Source organism: Pseudomonas sp. CCI1.1, from assembly GCF_034348165.1.
Lineage (GTDB): Bacteria > Pseudomonadota > Gammaproteobacteria > Pseudomonadales > Pseudomonadaceae > Aquipseudomonas > Aquipseudomonas paracarnis.
This window is the reverse complement of record NZ_CP133780.1, coordinates 150,484-173,546: the sequence shown is the minus strand read 5'-3', so window position 1 is coordinate 173,546 and position 23,063 is coordinate 150,484. Positions and strand designations below refer to the sequence as shown.

Sequence of the window (23,063 nt, the reverse complement as noted above, 5' to 3'; positions counted from 1 at the left end):
CCCCTCCGATCAAGACCCTCATTCATATGTCGAAGAAGTCACGCTCCAAACTCTGGTTTCTCGTCCATAGCTGGCTGGCGTTGCCCATCTGGTTCTTTGTACTGATCGTCTGCGTCACCGGCACCCTGGCCGTGGTGAGCCAGGAAATCGTGTGGCTGGCCAACCCGGATATCCGCGCCAGCAAGCCGTCGGATGACGCTCAGCCGCTGAGCTTTGACCAGGTGATCGCGGCCATCAAGCACGATGAGCCCAAGGCCATCGTCCAGTCCATCATCCGCCCGGATGAATCGCACTTCGCGCTAAGCGTCGGCCTCAGCTACCCGGACGGGCGCTCCGTGGAGGTGTATGCCAATCCCTACACCGGCGCGATCCAGGGCATCAGCCCCTCGTTCAACTTCCAGCAATTCACCCGCGCCCTGCATGGTTGGTGGCTGGTGCCGTTCACCAATGGGTACAGCTGGGGCTGGTACCTGGTGTCTGCGTTGGGCTTGCCGCTGCTGGCTTCACTGGTCACCGGGCTGGTGGTGTACAAGCGCTTCTGGAAAGGCTTCCTGCGCCCTACCCTGCGCATCCGCCACGGTGCGCGGATCTTCTGGGGCGACTTTCACCGCCTGAGTGGCATCTGGTCGATCTGGTTTATCGCGGTCATTTCTATCACCGGCACCTGGTTCCTGATCGAGGCTGTCCTGGGCGACAACCAGATATCCATTTCCAGTGAACCCATCGTGCCAGTGATCGCACGGGATAAGGTGCCGCTGTCGGCGCCGGGCGTGCCGGCACCGATGATCCCTATCGACAAGGCGATCGACATCGCCGCCGAGCGGATCCCCGGCCTGGACGCCAGCTTTGTGTTCATGCCAAGCAACGCCTACAGCCACCTGCAGATCGGCGGGCGTGGCTGGTACCCGTTGATGTTCCAGACCGCACAGCTGAACCCCTATGACGGTGAAATCGCGGTCTCGAACCTGTTGTCCGACCGTACCCCGCTGGAATTCGTCACCGAGTCGATGCGCCCACTGCACACCGGGGACTTTGGCGGTTTGTGGATCAAGCTGATCTGGGCATTCTTCGGCCTGGTGCTGAGCATGATGGTATTGAGCGGCTTGCTGATCTGGACCAAGCGCACCGCTCTGGCCACCCTCAACGCCCTCAAGCGCGAGGCCAAGACACAACGTCAGCACGCGCCCATCCCGACCATGCACGCCGACACCTCGGAGGCCCAGCGATGAGCAAGGTTGCAACCGTACCGCCGTCCCCGCTGCGCGCCTTTTGGCTGAAATGGCGTTTCCATGTCAACATCCTGCTGTTGCTGGTGCCGCTGGGGTTCATGCCCAAATACTTTGCCGACGCCGCGTTGTTTCGCGGGGATACCGGCATCGGCGAGCGCGTGGCCGGGCAGGTGCAAGTCGGTCCCTGGAGCCTGACGCTGGCTGAGTTTCGCAACGAAGGCCCGAGCCCGAACCCGGCTGGCCCGATGAAGTTCTTCAACGCTGCCCTGTGCGATACCTGTGCCGAGCAGGTCAAGGCCACTTACCTGCGTATCGGCAAACCCCGCAGCCTGCGCGCCGCCGGAGTGATCTTCTTCGGCACGCCGTACCGCATGGGCGCCGCCCTGCCGATCCCAGAACGCACCCCGGCGGATGCCGAAATATGGGTGACCATGGAAGGGTGGGACGGCAGCATGCACCAGGGTTCCATCCCGCTGAGCCAGGCCTCGCCTGCCACCATTGCCTGGCTGAACAAGCAAGGAGTCAAACCATGACGTTCAAGCGCCTCACCCGCGCCGCGCTGTTGCTGTGCGCCGGCCTGAGCACCACCGCCTTCGCCCACAACCCGATGTGCGAATGCAAAGAAATCCCCGGCGAGCAGATACAGTGCAAAGGCGGTTTTTCCGACGGCAGTGGCGCCCCCGGCGTAACCCTGGATGTGATCGGCTACGACGAAACCATCCTGGTGCCGGGCAAGCTTGGCGAGGATTCGACCCTGACCTTCAAGAAGCCCGCCGCCGAATTCTACGTGCTGTTCGATGCCGGCCCCGGCCACGTGGTGGAAATCGACCAAGCGGATATCCCGTCGCAATGAGTACCACACAGGTTGTACGCCCCGCGGGCGCGGGCCACGAAACCCTTTATGTGTTGCTGTTGTGCCTGATCATCCTCGCGGTGGCGGGCACGGTCGTGGCGCTGCACGGGGAAACCCAGGAAGTCGCGGCAGTGCCCAGCCACCAGCTGGACGCCCGCCGCGACCTGAGCGCCGCCGAGCAAGGCATCTACGCCGACCTGCGGGTGACCCTGGATGAAATCCACCTGTTGCAGCAGGAACACAGCGCCCTGCCGACGCCTGAGCAACTGGCCGAAGAAGGCTTCGCGCCCTTTGCCCAGGATGCCAGTTCGGTCAGCCGTGGCGGCCATCGCTGGCAGCTGCTGGCACCCGCCGCCTACCTGGGCTTGAGCCAGGCGCCGGCCACCAGCGGTTCGCTGCTGATGCGCGTGCAAGGCAGTGAGCCGGATATCTGGCTCAACCGCAGCGCCAACCTTGCCGCCCCTTCCGACCTCACTGACCAGGCGCTGATCGCGGCCGGCTGGCAGCAGGTGGTCGCGCAATTCGATGCTGGCGTCACCCGCCAGCACCGTCACTGAACGAGAAGACCGATTGCCCATGTCCATGTCATCGCCCCTGTTGCGCCTTTTACTGGTTGGCCTGTTCAGCCTGATGCTCACCCCCCTTGCCAATGCCGAGGCGGCCAAGCGCCTGCGTATCGGCATTACCTTGCACCCCTATTACAGCTACGTGGCCAATATCGTGGGCGACAAGGCCGAGGTGGTGCCGCTGATTCCCGCCGGTTTCAACCCGCACGCCTACGAGCCGCGCGCCGAAGACATCAAGCGCATCGGCACCCTGGATGTGATCGTGCTCAACGGCGTCGGCCATGACGACTTCGCCGACCGTATGATCGCCACCAGCGAGCGCCCGGACATCCCGGTGATCGAAGCCAATGCCAACGTGCCGCTGCTCGCCGCTACAGGTAACGCGGCACGCGGTGCGGGCAAGGTGGTCAACCCGCACACCTTCCTGTCGATCAGCGCGTCGATTGCCCAGGTCAATAACATTGCCCGTGAGTTGGGCAAGCTCGACCCGGACAACGCTAAAACCTACACCCAGAACGCTCGCGCCTACGGCAAGCGCTTGCGCCAGATGCGCGCCGACGCCCTGGCCAAGCTGACCAGCGCGCCCAACCCCGACCTGCGTGTCGCCACCGTACACGCGGCCTACGACTACCTGTTGCGCGAGTTTGGCCTGGAAGTCACCGCCGTGGTCGAGCCGGCCCACGGTATCGAGCCAAGCCCCAGCCAGCTGAAAAAGACCATCGATGAACTGCGTGCTCTGGATGTGAAAGTGATCTTCTCGGAGATGGATTTCCCGTCCACCTACGTCGATACCATCCAGCGTGAATCCGGGGTCAAGCTGTACCCGCTGTCGCATATTTCCTACGGCGAATACAGCGCAGAGAAGTACGAAGTGGAGATGACCGGCAACCTCAACACCGTGGTACGGGCGATTCAGGAGTCGGGAGCATGACCGCCGCGCAGCACCTGAACGCCGTCAACGTCGGCCCCACCCTGAACTTCGACCAGGTCTCGCTGACCCTGGGGCGCACCGCAATCCTCGATGGCGTGAGTTTCCAGGTACAACCGGGCAGCATCCACGCACTGGTAGGTCCCAACGGCGGCGGTAAAAGCTCGCTGATCAAGACCCTGCTGGGGCAGACGCCGCACCAGGGGCGTTTGAGCCTGGAATGGCCAACCACACCCGGCACCATCGGTTACGTGCCCCAGGCGCTGGAATTTGACCGCGGCTTGCCGATGACCGTGGACGATTTCATGGCTGCCATGTGCCAGCGTCGTCCGGCGTTTCTGGGCCTTTCCAGGCATTACGCAGCGGCGATTGGCGATGCCCTTGAGCGCGTTGGCATGCAAGACAAGCGCAAGCGCCGCATGGGCGCGTTGTCCGGCGGTGAGCGCCAGCGCGTACTGCTGGCCCAGGGGCTGATTCCTGCGCCGCAGTTGCTGGTGCTGGATGAGCCGATGTCGGCCCTCGACGAGGCGGGTATCCAGGTGTTCGAACGGCTGTTGAACGACTGGCGCCTGGCCGGGATTACCGTGCTGTGGATCGAGCACGACCTAGAGGCCGTGGGCCGCCTGGCCGACCGCGTCACCGGTCTTAACCGCCGCGTGCTGTTCGACGCCACACCGAAAGAGGCGCTGACCCCGGACCGCCTGCTCACTCTGTTCTCCACTCACCCTCGGAGCCCGGCGCCATGAGTTATGAAGCCTTTCGCTTGATGGTCCAGGGCTGGGCCTCTGCCGGTTACCTGCCCGAAGCCCTGGCCTACGGGTTTGTGGTCAACGCCCTGCTCGCCGGCTTGTTGATCGGCCCGGTACTCGGCGGCCTGGGTACGCTGGTGGTGGTCAAGCGCTTTGCGTTTTTCTCCGAAGCGGTCGGCCATGCCGCGCTGACCGGCGTGGCCGTGGGCATTCTGCTGGGCGAACCCTATACCGGGCCTTATGGCAGCCTGTTTGGCTACTGCCTGCTGTTCGGCATCCTGCTCAATTACCTGCGTAACCGCACCGGCCTGGCGCCCGATACCTTGATCGGCGTGTTCCTGTCGGTGTCCCTGGCACTGGGGGCAAGCCTGCTGCTGATCCTGGCCGGCAAGATCAACGTGCACATTCTCGAGAACGTGCTGTTTGGCTCGGTGCTGACGGTCAACGGCAACGACCTGCTGGTACTGGCCATTGTCGGCTCGCTGGTGATGGCCCTGGCATTGCCGCTGTACAACCGCATCATGCTGGCCAGTTTCAACCCGCAATTGGCAGCAGTGCGCGGGGTGGCGGTGAAAAGCCTGGACTACCTGTTCGTGATCCTGGTGACCCTGATCACCGTGGCCGCGGTCAAGGTCATCGGCGCAATCCTGGTCGGTGCCTTGCTGGTGATTCCTGCCGCTGCGGCGCGCCTGTTGAGCCAGTCACTCAAAGGGTTTTTCTGGATCTCGGTGCTGATCGCCACCGTCAGCACCCTGTGCGGCATCCTGCTGCCGATCATCTTCGACCTGCCCATCCCATCCGGCGCCGCCATCATTCTGGTTGCCGGTATCGCCTTCGCCTTCGCGGCCATCGCCCGTGGCGTTGTGCCCAGCCTCAAAGGGAATCTTGGATAATGCGCCCTGTCTTTCGCCCACTGGCCCTGGCCATCGCTTGCTTGATGAGTACGTCGGCACTGGCCGTCGACGGTTTCGACGCCAAGGACTTCAAAGTCAACCAGGGCCTCGGTCACGCAGCCCTGACCAAGACCAAGCCGCCGGTCAAGGTGCTGGCGTCGCTGCCGATTACCTACGGCTTGGCCGAGGCGCTGCTCACAGGCACCAACGTAGCGCTTGAACGCGCCGCACCGGCCAATCTGCCGGGTTCGCGGCAGGTGTCCTACTTCACCGGCCGCGGTGCTGCGGCATTGAACAAGTTGGCGCTGGACGCCGACGCGGCCATCGGCCTGCGCTCGCTGTGGGCCGATGACCCGCTGTACCCCGTGGCGCGGCGCAGCAATATCCGCATCGTCGAAGTCGATGCCGCACGCCCGGTGGACGGCGGCTTGCCGGGTATCGCAGTACAACCGGGGGTCACCGATGGCTTGAACAGCCAACCCTGGCAATCGAGCAACAATATGGGGCGCATGGCCGACGTGATGGCCGCCGACCTGAGCCGCCTGGCGCCGGCTGCCAAACCCAGGATCGACGCTAACCTGGCCGCGCTCAAACAGCGTTTACTCAAGCTCACCGCCGACAGCGAGGCGCGATTGGCCAAGGCCGACAACCTGAGTGTGCTCAGCTTGAGCGATCACTTCGCGTACCTGGTCAGCAGCCTGAACCTGGAAGTGCTCAGCACCGATGCACGGCCCGACGCCGAGTGGACGCCCGAGGCGCTGCAAAAACTCAGCAGCGCGTTGAAGGACAACGCTGTGGCGGTGGTGCTGCATCACCGTCAACCCAGCGATGCAGTCAAAACCGCCGTCACTGCCGGCGGCTCCAGACTGTTGGTGTTGAATGTGGACGGCGCCGACCCGGTGACGGAGTTGGAAACCAATGTAGACCAAGTGATCAAGGCACTTACACCCTAGGCAAGCCACCGATCCGTCAGAGATAAACTCGGTTCAATGTGGGAGCTGGCTTGCCTGCGATGCGGACGCCTCGGTTTATCAGGCGCACCGAGTCGATGCCATCGCAGGCAAGCCAGCTCCCACATGGGCTCGCGGTGCACCAGCCGCTACACCACATCCACACCCACATGAATCGCATCATGCCGCCAGAACTCCAGGTCGCAGTCGATCAGGCGTTGATGCTGGTCGTAATTGACCCGGGCGATGCGCAAGCCCGGGCTGCCTGCCGAGACGCGTAGCGCAGCGGCCGCTTCCACCGGTAGCGAGGTGGGCACAATCTCGAAACGCACCCGCCCGTAGTGCAAGTCATATTTGCTGGCATACAGCTCAGTCATCGACTGATTCAAATCACACGCCAGGATCCCCGGAAAATACTGCGGGTTCAGATAGTGCTCGACATACAACACCAGGCGCCCGTCAATCCTGCGCCCCCGGCAAATCTGGATCACGCTCGACAACGCCGGCAACTGCAACCACGCGCACACCGCCGCCGACGCCGGTTGCAAGCGTGCTGAGATGACCTGCGTGGAAGCCTCGCGCCCCTGGTCGCTGACCATGGCGTGAAAGTGGCTGCGCTGCATCAGGTTATAGGCCAGCCGTGGCGGCGAAACGAACCAGCCCCGACGCTCTTCGCGGTAAATCTGCCCTTGGGCCTCAAGCTGTAACAAGGCTTCCCGCACGGTAATCCGAGTGGTACCAAACAACTCGCTGAGCTTGCGTTCGGCGGGCAGTTTGCTGGCAGGCGGCAACAGGCCGTGGTCGATCTGCTCCTGCAGCGCCAGGCCGATGGAAGTTACCGCCTTGATTGCCTCATCACGCATCAACGTTACCTATCTGGACTAGACCAGCACCGTTCAGGTGCATAAAACGCGCTCTATCTGGGCTTTTGCTGCTGGGTGCCAGCCTAGGCACTCCAGATGACCGACAGATGACAAAGGCTGTCGACTGCGTCTTCCACACCCTGCAATACATCGGCCAAGTCCAAGGCCTGCGGGCACTTGGGCATGGTCTACGCTAAGTCAGAGCTGAACGACATCAGCGCTTCAAAAACGACATCGACATGAAACTGTCATCCAGGGGGCCTAGATTGGCTCAGGTATTGCTGACCTAGACCAAACCACCGCTAACGTTCAGATAAAACGCCGCGTTGAAAACGCCCAAAGGAGCTTCGGATGAAACAGCTTTTCCTGGCATCACTGTTAGGCTCGACCATTGCCATGTGCACCGCCGCCATGGCTGCTGATACCGATCTAAAAACCTTGGAAGCCGCCGCCAAAGCGGAAGGCGCCGTCAACAGCGTCGGCATGCCCGATGACTGGGCCAACTGGAAAGGCACCTGGGAAGACCTGGCCAAAACCTACGGCCTCAAGCACATCGACACCGACATGAGCTCGGCCCAGGAAATCGCCAAGTTCAAAGCCGAAAAAGATAACGCCAGCGCCGATATCGGTGACGTGGGCGCGGCCTTCGGCCCGATCGCGGTAAAGCAAGAAGTGACCCAGCCGTACAAACCATCCACCTGGGCACAGGTGCCGGATTGGGCGAAAGACAAGGACGGTCACTGGGCCCTGGCTTACACCGGTACCATTGCCTTTATCGTCAACAAGAAGCTGCTGCACGGCTCCGAAGTGCCCACCACCTGGGCTGACCTGCAAACCGGTAAATACAAGGTATCGGTGGGTGACGTGAGCACCGCCGCCCAGGCTTCGAACGCAGTACTCGCCGCGGCCATCGCCAACAAAGGCGACGAGAAAAACATCGCGCCGGGCCTGCAATTTTTCACCAAGATCGCCCAGCAAGGTCGCCTCTCGCTGTCCAACCCGACCATCGCTACCATGGAAAAAGGCGAAGTCGAAGTGGGCCTCGTCTGGGACTTCAACGGCCTGAGCTATAAGGCCAAGATGGCCAACCCCGATGACTACGTGGTGCTGATCCCCTCGGATGGCTCGGTGAAATCCGGCTACACCACCCTCATCAACAAATACGCCAAGCACCCGAACGCCGCCAAGCTCACCCGCGAATACATCTTCAGCGATGCCGGCCAGCTCAACCTGGCGCGCGGCAATGCGCGTCCGATCCGGGCTGAAACCGACTTGAAACTGCCGGCAGACGTTGCCAAAAACCTGATCCCGGGCGAGCAGTACACCAAGGCCAACCCGCAGCCGATCAAGGATGCCGATGCCTGGGAAGCGACGTCCAAGAAGCTGCCACAGATGTGGAACGAGCAAGTCATCGTAGAAATGAAGTAATCGGTCTCTCTGATCCAAAGGCGGTCAGTGTGGGAGCTGGCTTGCCTGCGATAGCGGTCTGACATTCAACATTTGTGTCCACTGATACACCGCCATCGCAGGCAAGCCATCTCCCACATTTGATCCCATTCCACGTTGATACTGAGCCATACCCTCTGTTGCGGAGCCCCAGCCCCCATGAAGCACACTGTCATCCTTGTGGTGCTCGACGGCCTCAACTTCGAGGTTGCCCGGCACGCCATGGGGCACTTGCAGGCCTATGTCGGCGCAGGACGCGCAGCCCTCTACACACTGGAATGTGAACTGCCTGCCCTGTCCCGCCCGTTGTACGAGTGCATCCTCACCGGCGTGCCGCCGATCCAAAGCGGTGTCGTGCACAACAACGTCTCGCGCCTGTCCACCCAGCGCAGCATTTTCCATTACGCCACCGACGCCGGCTTGAGCACCGCTGCGGCGGCTTACCACTGGGTCAGCGAGTTGTATAACCGCACGCCCTTTCTCGCCGCCCGCGATCGTCATACCGACGACAAGGCGCTGGCGATCCAGCACGGGCATTTCTACTGGAATGACCACTACCCCGATTCCCACCTGTTCGCCGACGCCGAAAGCCTGCGGCTCAAGCACGCGCCAAACTTTTTGCTGGTGCACCCGATGAACATCGACGACGCCGGTCACAAGCATGGCCTCGACACCGCGCAATACCGCAACAGCGCACGCTCGGCTGACATTATCCTGGCCGACTACCTGCAAGACTGGCTCGATGCCGGCTACCAGGTACTGGTCACCGCCGACCACGGCATGAACAACGACCGCTCCCACAACGGCCTGTTGCGCGAAGAACGGGAAGTGCCACTGTTTGTCATCGGTGACGCCTTCAGCCTGGACACCGACGCTGCGCCGAAACAAACCGACCTGTGCGGCACCATCTGCGAACTGCTGGGCGTGCCCCACAACAAGCCTGTGTGCCGGGAGCTGCTCAAGTGAATGCATTGACCCGCGGCAAATGGCTGGCCCTGCTATGCCTGCTGCCCTTCGCACTGTTCTTTATCGTGTTCGAGATCGCGCCGCTGGTATGGGTGCTGATCAGCAGCCTGCAAACCGAAGAGTCCGGCTGGAGCCTGGAAAACTTCACCCGCATCTTCACCTCGAAGTTCTACCGGCAGGCCATCCAGTTCAGCCTGGAGATCAGTTTCTACTCCAGCATCTTCGGCATCATCATCGCCACCCTGGGCAGCTACTCATTGCGCCGAGTGGATTCGCCGCTGCGCAACTTCGTCACCGCATTCGCCAACATGACCAGCAACTTCGCCGGCGTACCCCTGGCCTTCGCGTTCATCATCCTGCTGGGGTTCAACGGCAGTATCACCCTCATGCTCAAGCAGGCCGGGATCATTGAGGACTTCAACCTGTACTCGAAAACCGGCCTGATCATCCTCTATACCTACTTCCAGATTCCCCTCGGCGTACTGCTGCTCTACCCGGCCTTCGACGCATTGCGCGAAGACTGGCGCGAGTCGGCCGCCCTGCTCGGTGCGAATGGCTGGCAGTTCTGGCGGCATATCGGCCTGCCGGTGCTCACCCCGGCGCTGCTCGGTACCTTTGTGATCCTGTTGGCCAACGCCCTCGGCGCCTATGCCACGGTCTATGCACTGACCACCGGCAACTTCAACGTACTGCCGATTCGCATTGCCGGCCTGGTCTCCGGCGATGTGTCGCTGGACCCGAACATGGCCAGCGCCCTGGCCGTGGTGCTGGTGGCGCTGATGACCGTGGTCACGGTGGTGCATCAACTGCTGCTCAAGAGGAGCTACCATGTCTCGCGCTGAAGCCGGCTCGGCCTCCCTCTACCACCGGGTGGTGGTGTACCTGTTGTTCCTGATCCTGGTACTGCCTTTGGTAGGCACCTTTGTCTACTCGATTTCCAGCAGTTGGTCGGCAACCATCCTGCCTGCCGGCTTCAGCGTGAAATGGTATGTACAGCTGTGGAGCGACCCGCGCTTTCTGATGGCCTTCGGGCAATCGTTGCTGGTGTGCGTGGGCGCACTGATCCTTTCGGTGGTGTTGATTTTGCCGCTGCTGTTCGTGGTGCACTACCACTTTCCCAAGCTCGACGCGTTGATGAACATCCTGATCCTGCTGCCCTTTGCGGTGCCGCCGGTGGTGTCCTCGGTGGGTCTGCTGCAACTGTACGGGTCCGGGCCGCTGGCGATGGTGGGCACGCCGTGGATTTTGATCGGCTGCTACTTCACCGTCGCGCTGCCGTTCATGTACCGCGCGATCACCAACAACCTGCAAGCCATCAACCTGCGCGACCTGATGGACGCTTCGCAACTGCTCGGCGCCAGCACCTGGCAGGCCGCGATCCTGGTGGTGCTGCCCAACCTGCGCAAGGGCCTGATGGTGGCGCTGCTGCTGTCGTTCTCGTTCCTGTTCGGCGAGTTCGTGTTCGCCAACATCCTCGTCGGCACCCGCTACGAAACCCTGCAGGTGTACCTCAACAACATGCGCAACAGCAGTGGCCATTTCACCAGCGCCGTGGTGATCTCTTATTTCTTCTTTGTGCTGGTACTGACCTGGGCCGCCACTCTCTTGAACAAGGACAAAAGCCAATGAGCTTCGTCAGCGTCCAACACCTGCAAAAAAGCTACGCCGGCACCCCGGTGTTCAGCGATATCAATTGCGAGGTCGCCAAAGGCGAGTTCGTCACCCTGCTCGGCCCGTCCGGTTGCGGCAAATCCACTTTGTTGCGCTGCATCGCCGGGCTTACGCCGGTAGACAGTGGCCAGATCCTCCTGGATGGCCAGGACATCGTGCCCCTGAGCCCACAGAAACGCCAGATCGGCATGGTGTTCCAGAGCTACGCGCTGTTCCCCAACATGACCGTGGAACAGAACGTCGCCTTCGGCCTGCGCATGCAAAAGGTCAACGCCGACGACAGCAACAAGCGCGTGCAAGAAGTGCTGCAACTGGTGGAGCTCAAGGACCTGGCCGGCCGTTATCCGCACCAGATGTCCGGTGGCCAGTGCCAGCGCGTCGCCCTTGCCCGCTCCCTGGTGACGCGCCCGCGCCTGCTGCTGCTGGATGAACCGCTGTCGGCATTGGATGCACGTATTCGCAAGCACTTGCGCGAGCAGATCCGCCAGATCCAGCGCGAGCTGGGGCTGACCACGATCTTCGTGACCCATGACCAGGAAGAAGCGCTGACCATGTCCGACCGCATCTTCTTGATGAACCAGGGCAAGATCGTGCAGAGCGGTGATGCCGAAACCCTCTATACCGCGCCGGTGGATGTGTTCGCTGCCGGGTTTATCGGCAACTACAACCTGCTCGATGCCGACAAGGCCAGCCAACTGCTGCAGCGGCCGATCAGCGGGCGCATCGCGATTCGCCCCGAGGCCATCGAGTTGAGCCGCAGCGGCGAGCTCGATGCGTTGGTGCGTAGCCACAGCCTGCTGGGTAACGTGATTCGCTACCGCATCGAAGCCCGTGGCGTCGAGCTGGTGGTGGACGTGCTCAATCGTTCGGCCGACGACCTGCACCCGGATGGCCAGCGCCTGGCACTTTCCATCGACCCCAGCGCACTGTGTGAAGTAGCCTGACAGGCAGCGACCTATTGAGAGAGAGCATCACCGATGGCATTGGTAATTTTTGATCTGGACGACACCCTGATCCACGGCGACTGCGCCACGCTGTGGAGCGAACAAATGGGCCGCCTTGGCTGGGTGGATCCTGAGTCGTTCATGCGCAGGAACAACGAGCTGATGGATGCCTACAGCCAGGGCAAGCTGTTGATGGAAGATTTCATGGATTTCAGCCTGGAGCCGATGATCGGCCGTACCCCGGAAGAAATCGAGCACCTGGTGGAGCCGTGGGTCGAGGACGTCATCGAGCCGCTGATCTACAGCGACGCCACCAAGACCATCGCCCGCCACCGCGCGAACGGCGACCGAATCCTGGTGATTTCGGCTTCGGGCACTCACCTGGTCACGCCGATTGCTGCGCGTATCGGTATCGAGGAAGTGCTGGGGATTAACCTGAGCGTCAGCCATGGGGTATACGACGGCAAGACAGAGGGTGTACTGACTTACCGTGAAGGCAAGATCACGCGGTTGCTGGAATGGCTGGAGCAGGAAGGCGAAACCCTTGAAGGTGCCTATTTCTATTCGGACTCGCGCAATGATTTACCGCTGCTGCTCAAGGTGGATCACCCGCAGGTGGTGAACCCGGACCCGGTGTTGCGCGCCCATGCCGAACAGGCCGGCTGGCCGATCCACCACTGGACCTGAATCAATAGAGATCAACCCGCAAGAGATGGCTTGCCTGCGATAGCGGTGCAACAGTGAAGAATTCTTCATCTGGTGCACCGCTATCGCAGGCAAGCCAGCTCCCACACTGACTGCATTTCAATCTAGGATTCGGTCAGGCTGTTGGCAATATGGACTACACCGAACGTAGGACGAGGTTGTTCTAGGCCCCCACATCACCGTCAACGCCTTGCAATGCTTTCACAGTGCCTCCATAGTGAGTCTGGACTGAGCCCGGTGCTGTAGCGCCGGGCTTTTTGCATTATGCGACCGGACCATATGGAACCGGCTCCCTCAAAGACGGCCTAATATGCGTTATCAATTGCCCCCGCGTCGAATCAGCATGAAGCATCTGTTCCCCAGCACCGCCCTCGCTTTTTTCATTGGTCTCGGCTTCGCGTCGATGTCGACCAATACGTTCGCAGCCAATAGCTGGGACAACCTTCAGCCTGATCGCGATGAGGTGATTGCCAGCCTTAACGTCGTCGAGTTGCTCAAGCGCCATCACTACAGCAAGCCGCCGCTGGACGACGCTCGCTCAGTGATCATCTACGACAGCTACCTCAAGCTGCTGGACCCCTCGCGTAGCTACTTCCTGGCCAGCGATATCGCTGAGTTCGACAAGTGGAAGACCCAATTCGACGACTTCCTCAAGAGCGGCGACCTGCAGCCCGGCTTCACCATCTACAAGCGTTACCTGGACCGCGTCAAAGCGCGTCTGGATTTCGCGTTGGGTGAGCTGAACAAAGGTATCGACAAGCTCGATTTCACACAGAAAGAAACCCTTCTGGTGGACCGCAAGGACGCTCCTTGGCTGACCAGTACCGCGGCGCTGGACGACCTGTGGCGCAAACGCGTCAAGGACGAAGTGCTGCGCTTGAAGATCGCCGGCAAAGAGCCCAAGGCCATTCAAGAACTGCTGACCAAGCGCTACAAGAACCAGCTGGCACGCCTGGACCAGACCCGTGCCGAGGATATCTTCCAGGCCTACATCAACACCTTTGCGATGTCCTACGACCCGCACACCAATTATCTGTCGCCAGATAACGCGGAAAATTTCGATATCAATATGAGTCTGTCCCTGGAAGGCATCGGTGCCGTCCTGCAAAGCGACAATGACCAGGTGAAGATCGTACGTTTGGTGCCGGCAGGCCCTGCTGACAAAACCAAGCAAGTGGCACCGGCCGACAAGATCATCGGCGTGGCCCAGGCCGACAAAGAGATGGTCGATGTGGTCGGCTGGCGCCTGGACGAAGTGGTCAAGCTGATCCGTGGGCCTAAAGGCAGCGTGGTGCGCCTGGAAGTGATTCCGCACACCAATGCACCGAACGACCAGACCAGCAAGATCGTGTCCATCACTCGTGAAGCGGTGAAGCTCGAAGACCAGGCTGTGCAGAAGAAAGTCCTCAACCTCAAGCAGGATGGCAAGGACTACAAGCTGGGCGTGATTGAAATCCCGGCCTTCTACCTGGACTTCAAGGCGTTTCGTGCCGGGGATCCGGACTACAAGTCCACCACCCGCGACGTGAAGAAAATCCTGACAGAACTGCAGAAAGAGAAAGTCGACGGCGTGGTCATCGACCTGCGCAACAACGGCGGCGGCTCCCTGCAGGAAGCCACCGAGCTGACCAGCCTGTTTATCGACAAGGGCCCGACCGTGCTGGTACGCAACGCTGACGGCCGTGTCGACGTGCTCGAAGACGAGAACCCGGGGGCCTTCTACAAAGGGCCGATGGCGCTGCTGGTCAACCGCCTCTCGGCCTCGGCCTCGGAGATTTTCGCCGGCGCCATGCAGGACTACCACCGTGCATTGATCATCGGCGGCCAGACCTTCGGCAAGGGCACCGTGCAGACCATCCAGCCGCTGAATCATGGCGAGCTTAAACTGACACTGGCCAAGTTCTACCGGGTATCCGGGCAGAGCACCCAGCATCAAGGCGTACTGCCGGATATCGATTTCCCGTCGATCATCGACACCAAGGAAATCGGCGAAAGCGCCCTGCCTGAAGCCATGCCGTGGGACACCATCCGCCCTGCGATCAAGCCGGCGTCGGATCCGTTCAAGCCCTTCCTGGCGCAGTTGAAGGCTGATCATGACACCCGCTCCGCCAAGGATGCCGAGTTCGTGTTTATCCGCGACAAGCTGGCCCTGGCCAAGAAGCTGATGGAAGAGAAGACCGTCAGCCTCAACGAAGCGGATCGCCGTGCACAGCATTCCAGCATCGAGAATCAGCAACTGGTACTGGAAAACACCCGCCGCAAGGCCAAGGGTGAAGACCCGCTCAAAGAGCTGAAGAAAGAAGATGAAGACGCGCTGCCGACCGAGGCGGATAAAACCAAGCCGGAAGACGACGCTTACTTGGCCGAGACTGGCCGGATCCTGCTGGATTACCTGAAAATCACCAAGCAGGTGGCCAAGCAGTAAATGATGGCGATTTAATGTGATCGCTCCTCGGAGTGTCATCATATAGACATCATTCTGTCGTGAAATAAAAGGACCGCAGGTTTACGCCTGCGGTCCTTTTTTTTGATCGAGACCGCCATGACCATGACCGAACAGCTGAATGCATTGGGCTCAATCCTGGCTCAAGGCAGTTTGCACAGCCTGTTCCAACCGATCATCTGCCTGTCGGAGCGGCGCATCCTCGGTTATGAAGCCCTCAGTCGTGGCCCGTCCAACAGCCCGCTGCACTCCCCCGTTGCGCTGTTTTCGGTGGCCAGCCATGCCGGGCGCCTGAGCGAACTGGACATGGCGTGTCGAGAGAGTGCGTGCCGGCGCTTCAGCGAGCAGAAACTGCCCGGCAAGCTGTTCCTCAATATCTCGCCGGAATCCTTGATGGAGCACGCGCATCAGCCAGGGCGCACCCTGCAACTGTTGCGCGACTTCGGTATTTCTCCCAGCCAAGTGGTGATCGAGCTCACCGAGCAAGCGCCCACCGACGATTTCGCGCTGTTGCAAACTGCCTTGCACCACTACCGCGACATGGGTTTTGCCATCGCACTGGATGACTTGGGCGCTGGTTATTCCAGCTTGCGGTTGTGGTCGGAACTGCGCCCGGACTACGTGAAGATCGACCGGCACTTTATCGACGGCATTCACCAGGACGCCCTCAAGCGCGAGTTTGTCGGCTCGATCCTGCAGATCGCCAGGGCATCCCGCGCCCAAGTGATTGCCGAGGGCATCGAACTGCCAGAAGAACTGGCGGTGTTGACCGAGATGGGCGTCGACCTGGTCCAGGGCTACCTGCTCTGCCGCCCTCAGGAAAAGCCGCCGCAGGAAGCGCGCCTGATGCTGCCCAAGCCGGATAACGCCACGCTGGCCCTCAATGACGAAGGCAGTGACTTGAGCGCCCTGCTCAATGAGCAGCCCGCCGTGGATCAAGACACAGCCACCGCTCAAGTGCTGGAATCGTTCCGCCGCCAGGCCAACCTCAACTCGCTGGCGGTGTTGGACGGCCGTGGTTGCCCGGTCGGCATTGTGCACCGGCACTCGTTGTCGGACGCGTTGCTCAAGCCGTTCGCGACCGATCTGTTTGCACGTAAACCCATCAGTCGCTTGATGAGCGATGATTTTTTGGCGGTGGAACTGAGCCAGTCCTTGCAACAGGTCAGCCGCTTATTGACCAGCCGCGCGCGGCAACGCATCGAAGAGGATTTCATCATCACCCTGAACGGTGATTACCTGGGGCTGGGTCGGGTCATTGACGTGCTCAAGTTGATCACGGAGCTGAAAATCCAGCAGGCCCGCTACGCCAACCCGTTGACCTTGTTGCCTGGCAATGTGCCGATCCAGCAATGCCTCACCCGGCTGCTGCAGCAACAGCGCGAGTCGGTGATCTGCTATGTGGATATCGACAGTTTCAAACCGTTCAACGACATCTACGGCTACGGGCGCGGGGATGAAGTGCTGCTGTGCCTGGCGCAGTGCCTCAACGACCGGGTAGACCCCAGCCGCGACTTTGTCGGGCACATTGGCGGCGATGACTTTCTGCTGGTGCTGGGCCCGCAGGACTGGCGCAAGCGGCTCAACCAACTGCTGGACGATTTCCACACCCAATGCCGACGCTTCTACCGCGCTGAACACCTTGAGGCTGGGTGCTTCGTGGCCCTCAATCGCCAGGGCGCGCGCCAGGAGTTTGCGTTGCTGTCGCTGTCCATCGGTGTAGTGCATTTGTATCCTCAGGCCTGCGCACAACTCGATGCCAGCCAGTTGGCAGAGCTGGCTTCACAAGCCAAGCACCATGCCAAGGATGTGGCGGGCTACAGCATCCACGTGATCGACAGCATGGACACCTGCGCCCAGGCGCTTTAGGCCTCGGCGGATTCCGGGTACTCGTACTCGAACACCCGCACCACTTCGGATGCATGCCAGGACGCGGCGGCCACACCATCGGAAGGCCCGCTGAACCGCCCCAGGCGCTCAACACACTCAAAAAAACCGGTGCGCGGCAGGCGGCTGGCACCCTGGCTGATCACCAGGGAACTGCGCAGCGGTTGCTCCGCCTTGGCATCCAGTGCCGCCAGGTGCTCCAGGGCCGCAGCCAGGGTCTGCATGGCCGGCGTCGGGAATTGCAGGCGCTCAAGCAGCGCACGGTAGGTGAGCAAATGGCGCTGGCGCCGCGCCTGATCCAGTTCGTTGAGCAACCCATCCCAGTGTTGACGACTAATACGTAAGCTCAAGACTCATCCCTCCAACCTGCAACGCCCAATTCCCAGGCCAGGCTGCGGCGAATGGCGGCATCCGGCTGGCGTTCACCACTTTCTATCAATCCAAGATACGAAGGGCTGATGCCCACGGTACGCGCCAGGGCCTCGATTGCCAGGCCCTTGGCCTCACGCAGGCCGCGCAGGGCTGCAAGCGGACGCAGGTCCTGCTCGATAGCGGTGGGTGCAACAGAAGGAGAAGCGCGTGTTGGTTGCAATTGACCGGCAGCTTTTAGCAGCGCCTGGTACTGGTCCCATGGCAACACCGCGTATTCGGGTGCGCCATCGCGTGAAATGATCTGGATATCCATGACTGCCCCGTAGGATAAAAACACTTACTAAGTAAGTTATTTCCTTAGGAGTGTAATCCTAACAGCCACAAAGGTCGCAGGGGATACCGGGCAACATTAGTTTTTTTGCGGGTTTTCCCGGGCCAGCAGCTCAGGCGTCGCTGGCAGGCGCTCAACCACCGCAAGTTTTTCCGGGCGCTGCCCATCGCGCCAGGCACGAAACGCGCTCAGTTCGCCGCTCAGGGTCTTCATGACCCATGCCAGCACGGCGATGTCATCGAGCATGCCGAACATAGGGAGGAAGTCCGGAATGGCATCAATCGGGCTGAGAAAGTACATCAGCCCCGCTACCACCGAAATCAGCGCCTTGGGGCTGATAGCACGGTATTCGCCACGCCAGTAAGCCAGGCAAAGGGCCTGAAGCAATTTGAGATCGTCCTTGAGCTGGCCGAGCCGATTGCCTTGGCTTGAACCTTTGGCAGCGACGGCAAACAGCAAGGTTGGCAAACGCCCCCGACCGAGCAAGCGTGCGGCCATAGGCAGGAAACGGGTGAAATTGAACGGTGGTTTCATAGGACACTCCAGTTCCAGGCGATATAAAAGGTTATCCACACAAATTGTGGATAACCTTGTGAACAGAGCCTGTTTTATCGGCTGAAAGCCACGGACTACAAGGCCTACAGTCAGATCGGGCGTTTTTTGCGCACATAAAAAAAACCCAAGAATTCATTGACTTGGCATGTATGTGCGGCTACCCGTGCTCGAGTCTTATATCAGACTGTGTCCGGTTGCAGACGTTCGTTTGGATTTTTTGAGGCTTCACGTAGGGGCTGCATCTGCACGACTCCGGCACGAGGCTGACCCCTGTGGCGAGGGAGCTTGCTCCCGCGGCGGCCTGCCCGTTCCCACAGAAAATTTTACAGTCCTTGGCCAGTCCCGAGAACAACAACGCCCCGTCGAGACGGGGCGTTGTGTGTTCAGGCGCCGATTACTTCTTGGCGGCTGGTGCAGCAGGTGCGTCAGCCGCTTCTGCCTTGGCTGGGTCCTTGATGGCCAGCAGTTCCAGGTCGAATACCAGCACCGAGTTGGCCGGGATCGCCGGGCTCGGGCTCTGGGCGCCGTAGGCCAGGTCGGACGGGATGTACAGCTCGACCTTCTCGCCAACGTGCATCAGTTGCAGGCCTTCGACCCAACCCGGGATCACGCCGCTGACCGGCAGGTCGATCGGGCTACCGCGATCTACGGAGCTGTCAAAGGTAGTGCCGTTGGTGAGCTTGCCGGTGTAGTGAACAGTCACCACGTCGGTCGGCTTAGGCTGGGCGCCGTCGGCCTTCTTCACGATCTTGTACTGCAGGCCGGAAGCGGTGGTGACAACACCGTCTTTCTTGGCGTTGTCTTCGAGGAATTTCTTGCCAGCGGCTGCCGACTCTTCGCTCATTTTGGTCATGCGCTCTTCAGCACGCTTTTGCAGTGCGGCAAACGCTTCAACCAGCTCATCGTCCTTGAGCTTCTGCTCTTTCTTGCCGACGGCATCTTCGATGCCCTGGGCAACAGCTTTGGAGTCCAGGTCGTCCATGCCTTCTTGGGCAAGGCTCTTGCCCATGTTCAGGCCGATGCCGTAGGAAGCTTTCTGCGCCGGGGTTTTCAGCTCTACGCTGGTCTGCGAATCACAACCCGCAAGTACCAGGCTAACCAGGGCCACCGCCGCCGCCAACCGATGCTGTTTCATGCTATTTCCTTGTTCATGCGCCATAAGGGCATTCGAATAAAGTCGCGAGCTTATCAGGCGGCCACGACCAATGGCTACCGGCATGTGAGCAGGAAACTTCTGATAAGTTCACGTGTTTAAAAGCATTTCCATTTATCATAGGGCCCCGCGACGGATCGCGGGACCGCCTGATAGCGGGCCAATTGCTACTTGCCGCACCTGTGGCGCAGTGGCATAACAACGCGACAATTCGACAAGGATAGTTATCTTGCGCATTTTTTCCCGTGTTTTACTCCTGATACTGATCGCACTGGGCCTGATTCTGGCCGTGGTGCTCTACTACACCCTCAACCCCAAGCTGCCGGACTACGTGCCAGTAAAGCAGGTGCACTACCAGGAGCAATGGAGTGCCGACGACCGCCAGACCTACTACTTCACGCCCCAGGGCACCCAAGTAAAAGGCCTGCACTACGACTGGTTCACCGCCCTGGAACTGCCGTTTTCCGAGCAACGCTTTGCCGCGCCGGAGTACCTGGCGCGCTTTGGCTTCCTGGTCGACCCCAAGCAGACGCCCACCGCGCAAAACCCTGGCAACCTGCCAGTAGGGTTCGCCCGGCACCAGAACGCCGACAGCAGGGCTCAGTACCTGGATATCACCTGTGCGGCCTGCCACACCGGCGAATTGCACTACAAGGGCCAGGCCCTGCGCATCGACGGTGGCTCGGCGCAACACGTACTGCCCTCCAGCGTTCCCACGTTGCGCGGTGGCAGTTTCGGCCAGGCCCTGGTCGCCAGCCTGGCCGCTACCTATTACAACCCATGGAAGTTTGAGCGTTTTGCTCACAAGGTGCTGGGGGATCAGTACGATGCCCGGCGCGATCAACTGCGCAAGGACTTCAAGCAATCGCTGAACCAGTTCCTCAAAGTCGCCTGGAATGACACCCACCGTGGCCTTTACCCCACCGAAGAAGGCCCGGGCCGTACTGACGCCTTTGGACGCATCGCCAACGCCAGTTTTGGCGACGCCATTTCCCCCGACAATTATCGCGTCGCCAATGCGCCGGTGGACTACCCACAGCTGTGGGATATCTGGACCTTCGACTGGGTGCAGTGGAATGGCTCGGCCCAGCAGCCCATGGCGCGCAACATCGGCGAAGCCCTTGGCGTAGGCGCGACTCTGGCGTTCTTCGACGCAGCCGGGCAACCGCTCAAGGGCGATGCCCGCTACCCATCCAGCGTACGGGTGCGCGACCTGCACCTGATCGAAGAAACCCTGCAACGGCTCAAGCCGCCGACCTGGCCGCAAGACTTGTTCGGTGCCATCGACAAACCCCTCGCCGCCCAGGGCCGCGCACTCTTTGCCGAGAACTGCGCCGGCTGCCACCTGCCCACCGTTACCGAAGAAAACGGCCGACCGGTGCAGCAGTTGAAAATGCTGCCGGTGGACTACATCGGCACCGACCCCGGCACAGCCAACAACATTGCCGACCAACGCTATGACCTCAGCGCGCTGCAATGGGACCCGGCCGAACTGGCCCGGCTCAATGTCGAACTGCACCCCACCCCCACCGCGCCGCTGGACCTGAAAAAAATGTCGGTGGCCCAAGGCCTGGCCTATGTCACCGCCTTCGTCGAAGAGCATGCCTACCGTGCGGCGGGCGTGACCCCGGCCGAGCGCCCGGGCCTGGACGGGTTCGGCCTGCCCATCGGCGTACGCGAGTTGCGTGCCTATAAGGCGCGGCCACTGGCAGGCGTATGGGCCACCCCACCGTTCCTGCACAACGGTTCGGTGCCGACGATCTACCAACTGCTCTCGCCCCAGGACGAACGCAGCACCACTTTCTATAAAGGCACCTTCAACTACGACCCGCGTCACCTGGGGTTTGAGACCACCGCCTTCAAGAACGCCTTCCTGTTCGATACCAGAGTCACCGGCAACCACAACAGCGGCCACGAATTCCGTGCCGGCGAACGTGGCAATGGCGTTATCGGCCGTGGCCTGCTGCCGCAGGAACGCTGGGCGCTGCTCGAATACCTCAAAGTGCTGGGCGGCCCGCTGGAGCAACAACTGCCATGATTATCCGATCGCAAAACAAGGACCGCTCCATGCTTGCTCGTCTCTGGCTGCGCCTTGGCGCCTTTGTGGGCAAAACCCTGCTGTGGCTGCTGGGCCTGGGCCTGCTGGGCTGGGTGTTGGCCACGGCCTGGTTCGCCTGGCAGCACAGGGGCCCGGTGTCGGTGAAGGAACAGATCCCGCCGGGTGAGGCGGCGATGACCCAAGGCATCATCCAGACCGCCGTGCGCATCGTTGACCAGCATCGCGAAGGCACTCGCTACCTGCGCGATGCCCATGCCAAGGCCCATGGGTGCGTGAAAGCCGAGGTCAGCGTTCTGGCGGATCTCGACCCGGCCTTGCGCCAGGGTGTGTTCGCCGAGCCGGGCAAGACCTGGCAGGCGACGATGCGCCTGTCCAACGGCAACGCCTACCCGCAATTCGATAGCATCCGCGATGCCCGCGGCATGGCGATCAAGCTGTTGGATGTGCCGGGCAAGCAACTGATGGCCGACCAGCAAGCGCGCACCGAGCAGGATTTCGTGATGTTCAGCCATCCGAACTTCTTTGTCAGCGATGTCGCGGAATACGCGCAGAACATCGGTGCGCAAGCGGATGGCAAGAAGGTCCTGGCGTTCTTTCCCAAGCTCGATCCGCGCAGCTGGCAAGTGCGTCACTTGTTTATCGCCCTGGCAACCCTGGCGCCCGCCCCGGCCAGCCCGACGCAGACGACTTACTTTTCAGTGTCGCCTTATAAGTTTGGCGCGGCCAACGCCAAGTTTCGCGTGGCGCCCGACCCGCAAAGCTGCCCGGATTATGTGTTGCCCAAACAGAACCAGGACCTGCCCAACTTCCTGCGCAGCGCGCTCAACCAGCAACTGTCCACCGACCGCGTAGACGCGTGTTTTGTGCTGCAGATCCAGCGGCAAAACCCGCAGGCCTTCATGCCCATCGAAGACACCAGCATCGAGTGGAAGGAAAGCGACGCGCCGTATGAAACGGTGGCCAAGGTCAGGATTCCCGCCCAGGACTTCGACACGCCGGCGCAGAACCTGGCGTGCGATAATCAGTCGTTCAACCCCTGGTTCGGTTTGGAAGCGCACCGCCCCATCGGCGGGATCAACCGACTACGCAAAGCGGTGTACGAAGCCGTCAGCGATTACCGCCACAGCCGCAACGCGCCGTAAGGTGCGTTAAATCGCAGGCGAAAAAAAACCCGCTCAATGAGCGGGTTTCTTATGGCTACCTGGCGTTCAGCGTTCCAGGTGACCGAATATGGCGCAGCGGACGGGACTCGAACCCGCGACCCCCGGCGTGACAGGCCGGTATTCTAACCGACTGAACTACCGCTGCGCGTAACACTTGAAGCGAATGGTGGGTGATGACGGGATCGAACCGCCGACCCTCTGCTTGTAAGGCAGATGCTCTCCCAGCTGAGCTAATCACCCTTCGTTTCGGTGTGGGCGCATCATACACCAAAAAATCGTAATGTCTTGATTTAAATGCAATTTATTTAAAAAAAGTTTAGCGCACGATTTTTTGCCA

The 23,063-nt window shown here is 60.8% G+C and carries 23 protein-coding genes and 2 tRNA genes; 18 read left to right on the top strand and 7 right to left on the bottom strand.

Annotation, left to right across the window (positions count from 1 at the left end):
• The first annotated feature begins 26 nt into the window (after nucleotides 1-26).
• The 8 genes from RHM69_RS00830 to RHM69_RS00795 are packed head-to-tail and all read left to right on the top strand — an operon-like array spanning nucleotide 27 to nucleotide 6,171.
• Nucleotides 27-1,229: a PepSY-associated TM helix domain-containing protein gene (locus RHM69_RS00830; RefSeq protein WP_014717810.1), complete on the top strand. Its 1,203-nt coding sequence runs from the start codon at nucleotides 27-29 to the stop codon at nucleotides 1,227-1,229.
• The gene (locus RHM69_RS00825) at nucleotides 1,226-1,762 is read left to right on the top strand and encodes a hypothetical protein (RefSeq protein ID WP_014717809.1); all 537 of its coding nucleotides are present in this window, start codon (nucleotides 1,226-1,228) and stop codon (nucleotides 1,760-1,762) included. The genes RHM69_RS00830 and RHM69_RS00825 overlap by 4 nt, the downstream gene beginning before the upstream one ends.
• Entirely contained in the window at nucleotides 1,759-2,082 is a 324-nt protein-coding gene (locus RHM69_RS00820; protein ID WP_014717808.1) for a hypothetical protein, read from the top strand. Before RHM69_RS00825 ends, RHM69_RS00820 begins: the two co-directional genes overlap by 4 nt.
• A complete protein-coding gene (locus tag RHM69_RS00815) occupies nucleotides 2,079-2,639 on the top strand; it encodes a DUF6162 family protein (RefSeq protein WP_014717807.1) in 561 nt (186 codons plus the stop codon). The genes RHM69_RS00820 and RHM69_RS00815 overlap by 4 nt, the downstream gene beginning before the upstream one ends.
• Nucleotides 2,640-2,658: 19 nt before the next feature.
• Entirely contained in the window at nucleotides 2,659-3,579 is a 921-nt protein-coding gene (locus RHM69_RS00810; protein ID WP_032901958.1) for a metal ABC transporter substrate-binding protein, read from the top strand.
• Nucleotides 3,576-4,322 carry a metal ABC transporter ATP-binding protein gene (locus RHM69_RS00805; protein WP_073454479.1) on the top strand — a complete coding sequence of 249 codons (747 nt, stop codon included), beginning with the start codon at nucleotides 3,576-3,578 and terminating at the stop codon, nucleotides 4,320-4,322. Before RHM69_RS00810 ends, RHM69_RS00805 begins: the two co-directional genes overlap by 4 nt.
• On the top strand, nucleotides 4,319-5,218 hold the full coding sequence (locus RHM69_RS00800; protein ID WP_032901932.1) for a metal ABC transporter permease: 900 nt from the start codon (nucleotides 4,319-4,321) through the stop codon (nucleotides 5,216-5,218). Before RHM69_RS00805 ends, RHM69_RS00800 begins: the two co-directional genes overlap by 4 nt.
• Entirely contained in the window at nucleotides 5,218-6,171 is a 954-nt protein-coding gene (locus RHM69_RS00795; protein ID WP_020301068.1) for a metal ABC transporter solute-binding protein, Zn/Mn family, read from the top strand. Before RHM69_RS00800 ends, RHM69_RS00795 begins: the two co-directional genes overlap by 1 nt.
• Nucleotides 6,172-6,317: 146 nt before the next feature.
• Here the strand turns inward: RHM69_RS00795 and RHM69_RS00790 are convergent, their stop codons facing one another.
• Nucleotides 6,318-7,031, bottom strand: coding sequence for a UTRA domain-containing protein (locus tag RHM69_RS00790; RefSeq protein WP_020301069.1), 714 nt, complete (start codon nucleotides 7,029-7,031; stop codon nucleotides 6,318-6,320).
• Between the two features lie 351 nt (nucleotides 7,032-7,382).
• Between RHM69_RS00790 and RHM69_RS00785 the strand changes: the two genes are divergently transcribed.
• The 8 genes from RHM69_RS00785 (at nucleotide 7,383) to RHM69_RS00750 (ending at nucleotide 17,075) form a co-directional block, all read left to right on the top strand.
• Nucleotides 7,383-8,459 carry an ABC transporter substrate-binding protein gene (locus RHM69_RS00785; RefSeq protein ID WP_014717801.1) on the top strand — a complete coding sequence of 359 codons (1,077 nt, stop codon included), beginning with the start codon at nucleotides 7,383-7,385 and terminating at the stop codon, nucleotides 8,457-8,459.
• 177 nt (nucleotides 8,460-8,636) lie between these two features.
• Complete coding sequence (locus RHM69_RS00780; RefSeq protein ID WP_014717800.1) at nucleotides 8,637-9,443, top strand: alkaline phosphatase family protein; 807 nt, start codon at nucleotides 8,637-8,639, stop codon at nucleotides 9,441-9,443.
• Nucleotides 9,440-10,285, top strand: a complete 846-nt coding sequence (locus tag RHM69_RS00775; RefSeq protein WP_014717799.1) for an ABC transporter permease — start codon at nucleotides 9,440-9,442, stop codon at nucleotides 10,283-10,285. Before RHM69_RS00780 ends, RHM69_RS00775 begins: the two co-directional genes overlap by 4 nt.
• Entirely contained in the window at nucleotides 10,272-11,072 is an 801-nt protein-coding gene (locus tag RHM69_RS00770; RefSeq protein ID WP_020301071.1) for an ABC transporter permease, read from the top strand. The genes RHM69_RS00775 and RHM69_RS00770 overlap by 14 nt, the downstream gene beginning before the upstream one ends.
• Nucleotides 11,069-12,058, top strand: coding sequence for an ABC transporter ATP-binding protein (locus RHM69_RS00765; RefSeq protein ID WP_019817262.1), 990 nt, complete (start codon nucleotides 11,069-11,071; stop codon nucleotides 12,056-12,058). Before RHM69_RS00770 ends, RHM69_RS00765 begins: the two co-directional genes overlap by 4 nt.
• Before the next feature lie 33 nt (nucleotides 12,059-12,091).
• A complete protein-coding gene (locus RHM69_RS00760; RefSeq protein WP_034127241.1) occupies nucleotides 12,092-12,745 on the top strand; it encodes an HAD family hydrolase in 654 nt (217 codons plus the stop codon).
• A gap of 361 nt (nucleotides 12,746-13,106) precedes the next feature.
• Nucleotides 13,107-15,188 (top strand): carboxy terminal-processing peptidase, encoded by a 2,082-nt coding sequence (locus RHM69_RS00755; protein WP_224796967.1) that lies wholly within the window; start codon nucleotides 13,107-13,109, stop codon nucleotides 15,186-15,188.
• A gap of 117 nt (nucleotides 15,189-15,305) precedes the next feature.
• Nucleotides 15,306-17,075, top strand: a complete 1,770-nt coding sequence (locus tag RHM69_RS00750; protein WP_014717796.1) for a bifunctional diguanylate cyclase/phosphodiesterase — start codon at nucleotides 15,306-15,308, stop codon at nucleotides 17,073-17,075.
• Here the strand turns inward: RHM69_RS00750 and RHM69_RS00745 are convergent.
• From RHM69_RS00745 to RHM69_RS00730, 4 genes are all read right to left on the bottom strand, one after another.
• The gene (locus RHM69_RS00745; protein ID WP_005786715.1) at nucleotides 17,072-17,443 is read right to left on the bottom strand and encodes a hypothetical protein; all 372 of its coding nucleotides are present in this window, start codon (nucleotides 17,441-17,443) and stop codon (nucleotides 17,072-17,074) included. The two genes, RHM69_RS00750 and RHM69_RS00745, sit on opposite strands and share 4 nt — an antisense overlap.
• Entirely contained in the window at nucleotides 17,440-17,778 is a 339-nt protein-coding gene (locus RHM69_RS00740) for a helix-turn-helix domain-containing protein (protein WP_014717794.1), read from the bottom strand. Before RHM69_RS00740 ends, RHM69_RS00745 begins: the two co-directional genes overlap by 4 nt.
• 96 nt (nucleotides 17,779-17,874) lie before the next feature.
• Nucleotides 17,875-18,330 (bottom strand): YkvA family protein, encoded by a 456-nt coding sequence (locus tag RHM69_RS00735; protein ID WP_020301075.1) that lies wholly within the window; start codon nucleotides 18,328-18,330, stop codon nucleotides 17,875-17,877.
• A gap of 415 nt (nucleotides 18,331-18,745) precedes the next feature.
• The gene (locus RHM69_RS00730; RefSeq protein ID WP_003190133.1) at nucleotides 18,746-19,486 is read right to left on the bottom strand and encodes an FKBP-type peptidyl-prolyl cis-trans isomerase; all 741 of its coding nucleotides are present in this window, start codon (nucleotides 19,484-19,486) and stop codon (nucleotides 18,746-18,748) included.
• A gap of 247 nt (nucleotides 19,487-19,733) precedes the next feature.
• Here RHM69_RS00730 and RHM69_RS00725 point away from each other — a divergent pair, with 247 nt between their 5' ends.
• Nucleotides 19,734-21,542 carry a di-heme-cytochrome C peroxidase gene (locus tag RHM69_RS00725; protein WP_032901939.1) on the top strand — a complete coding sequence of 603 codons (1,809 nt, stop codon included), beginning with the start codon at nucleotides 19,734-19,736 and terminating at the stop codon, nucleotides 21,540-21,542.
• Nucleotides 21,543-21,571: 29 nt separating this feature from the next.
• On the top strand, nucleotides 21,572-22,705 hold the full coding sequence (locus RHM69_RS00720; protein ID WP_032901960.1) for a catalase family protein: 1,134 nt from the start codon (nucleotides 21,572-21,574) through the stop codon (nucleotides 22,703-22,705).
• A gap of 89 nt (nucleotides 22,706-22,794) precedes the next feature.
• Here the strand turns inward: RHM69_RS00720 and RHM69_RS00715 are convergent.
• Nucleotides 22,795-22,871: transfer RNA gene (locus tag RHM69_RS00715), tRNA-Asp, on the bottom strand.
• A 19-nt stretch (nucleotides 22,872-22,890) separates the two neighbouring features.
• A tRNA-Val gene (locus RHM69_RS00710) sits at nucleotides 22,891-22,966 on the bottom strand.
• Between the last annotated feature and the right edge of the window lie 97 nt (nucleotides 22,967-23,063).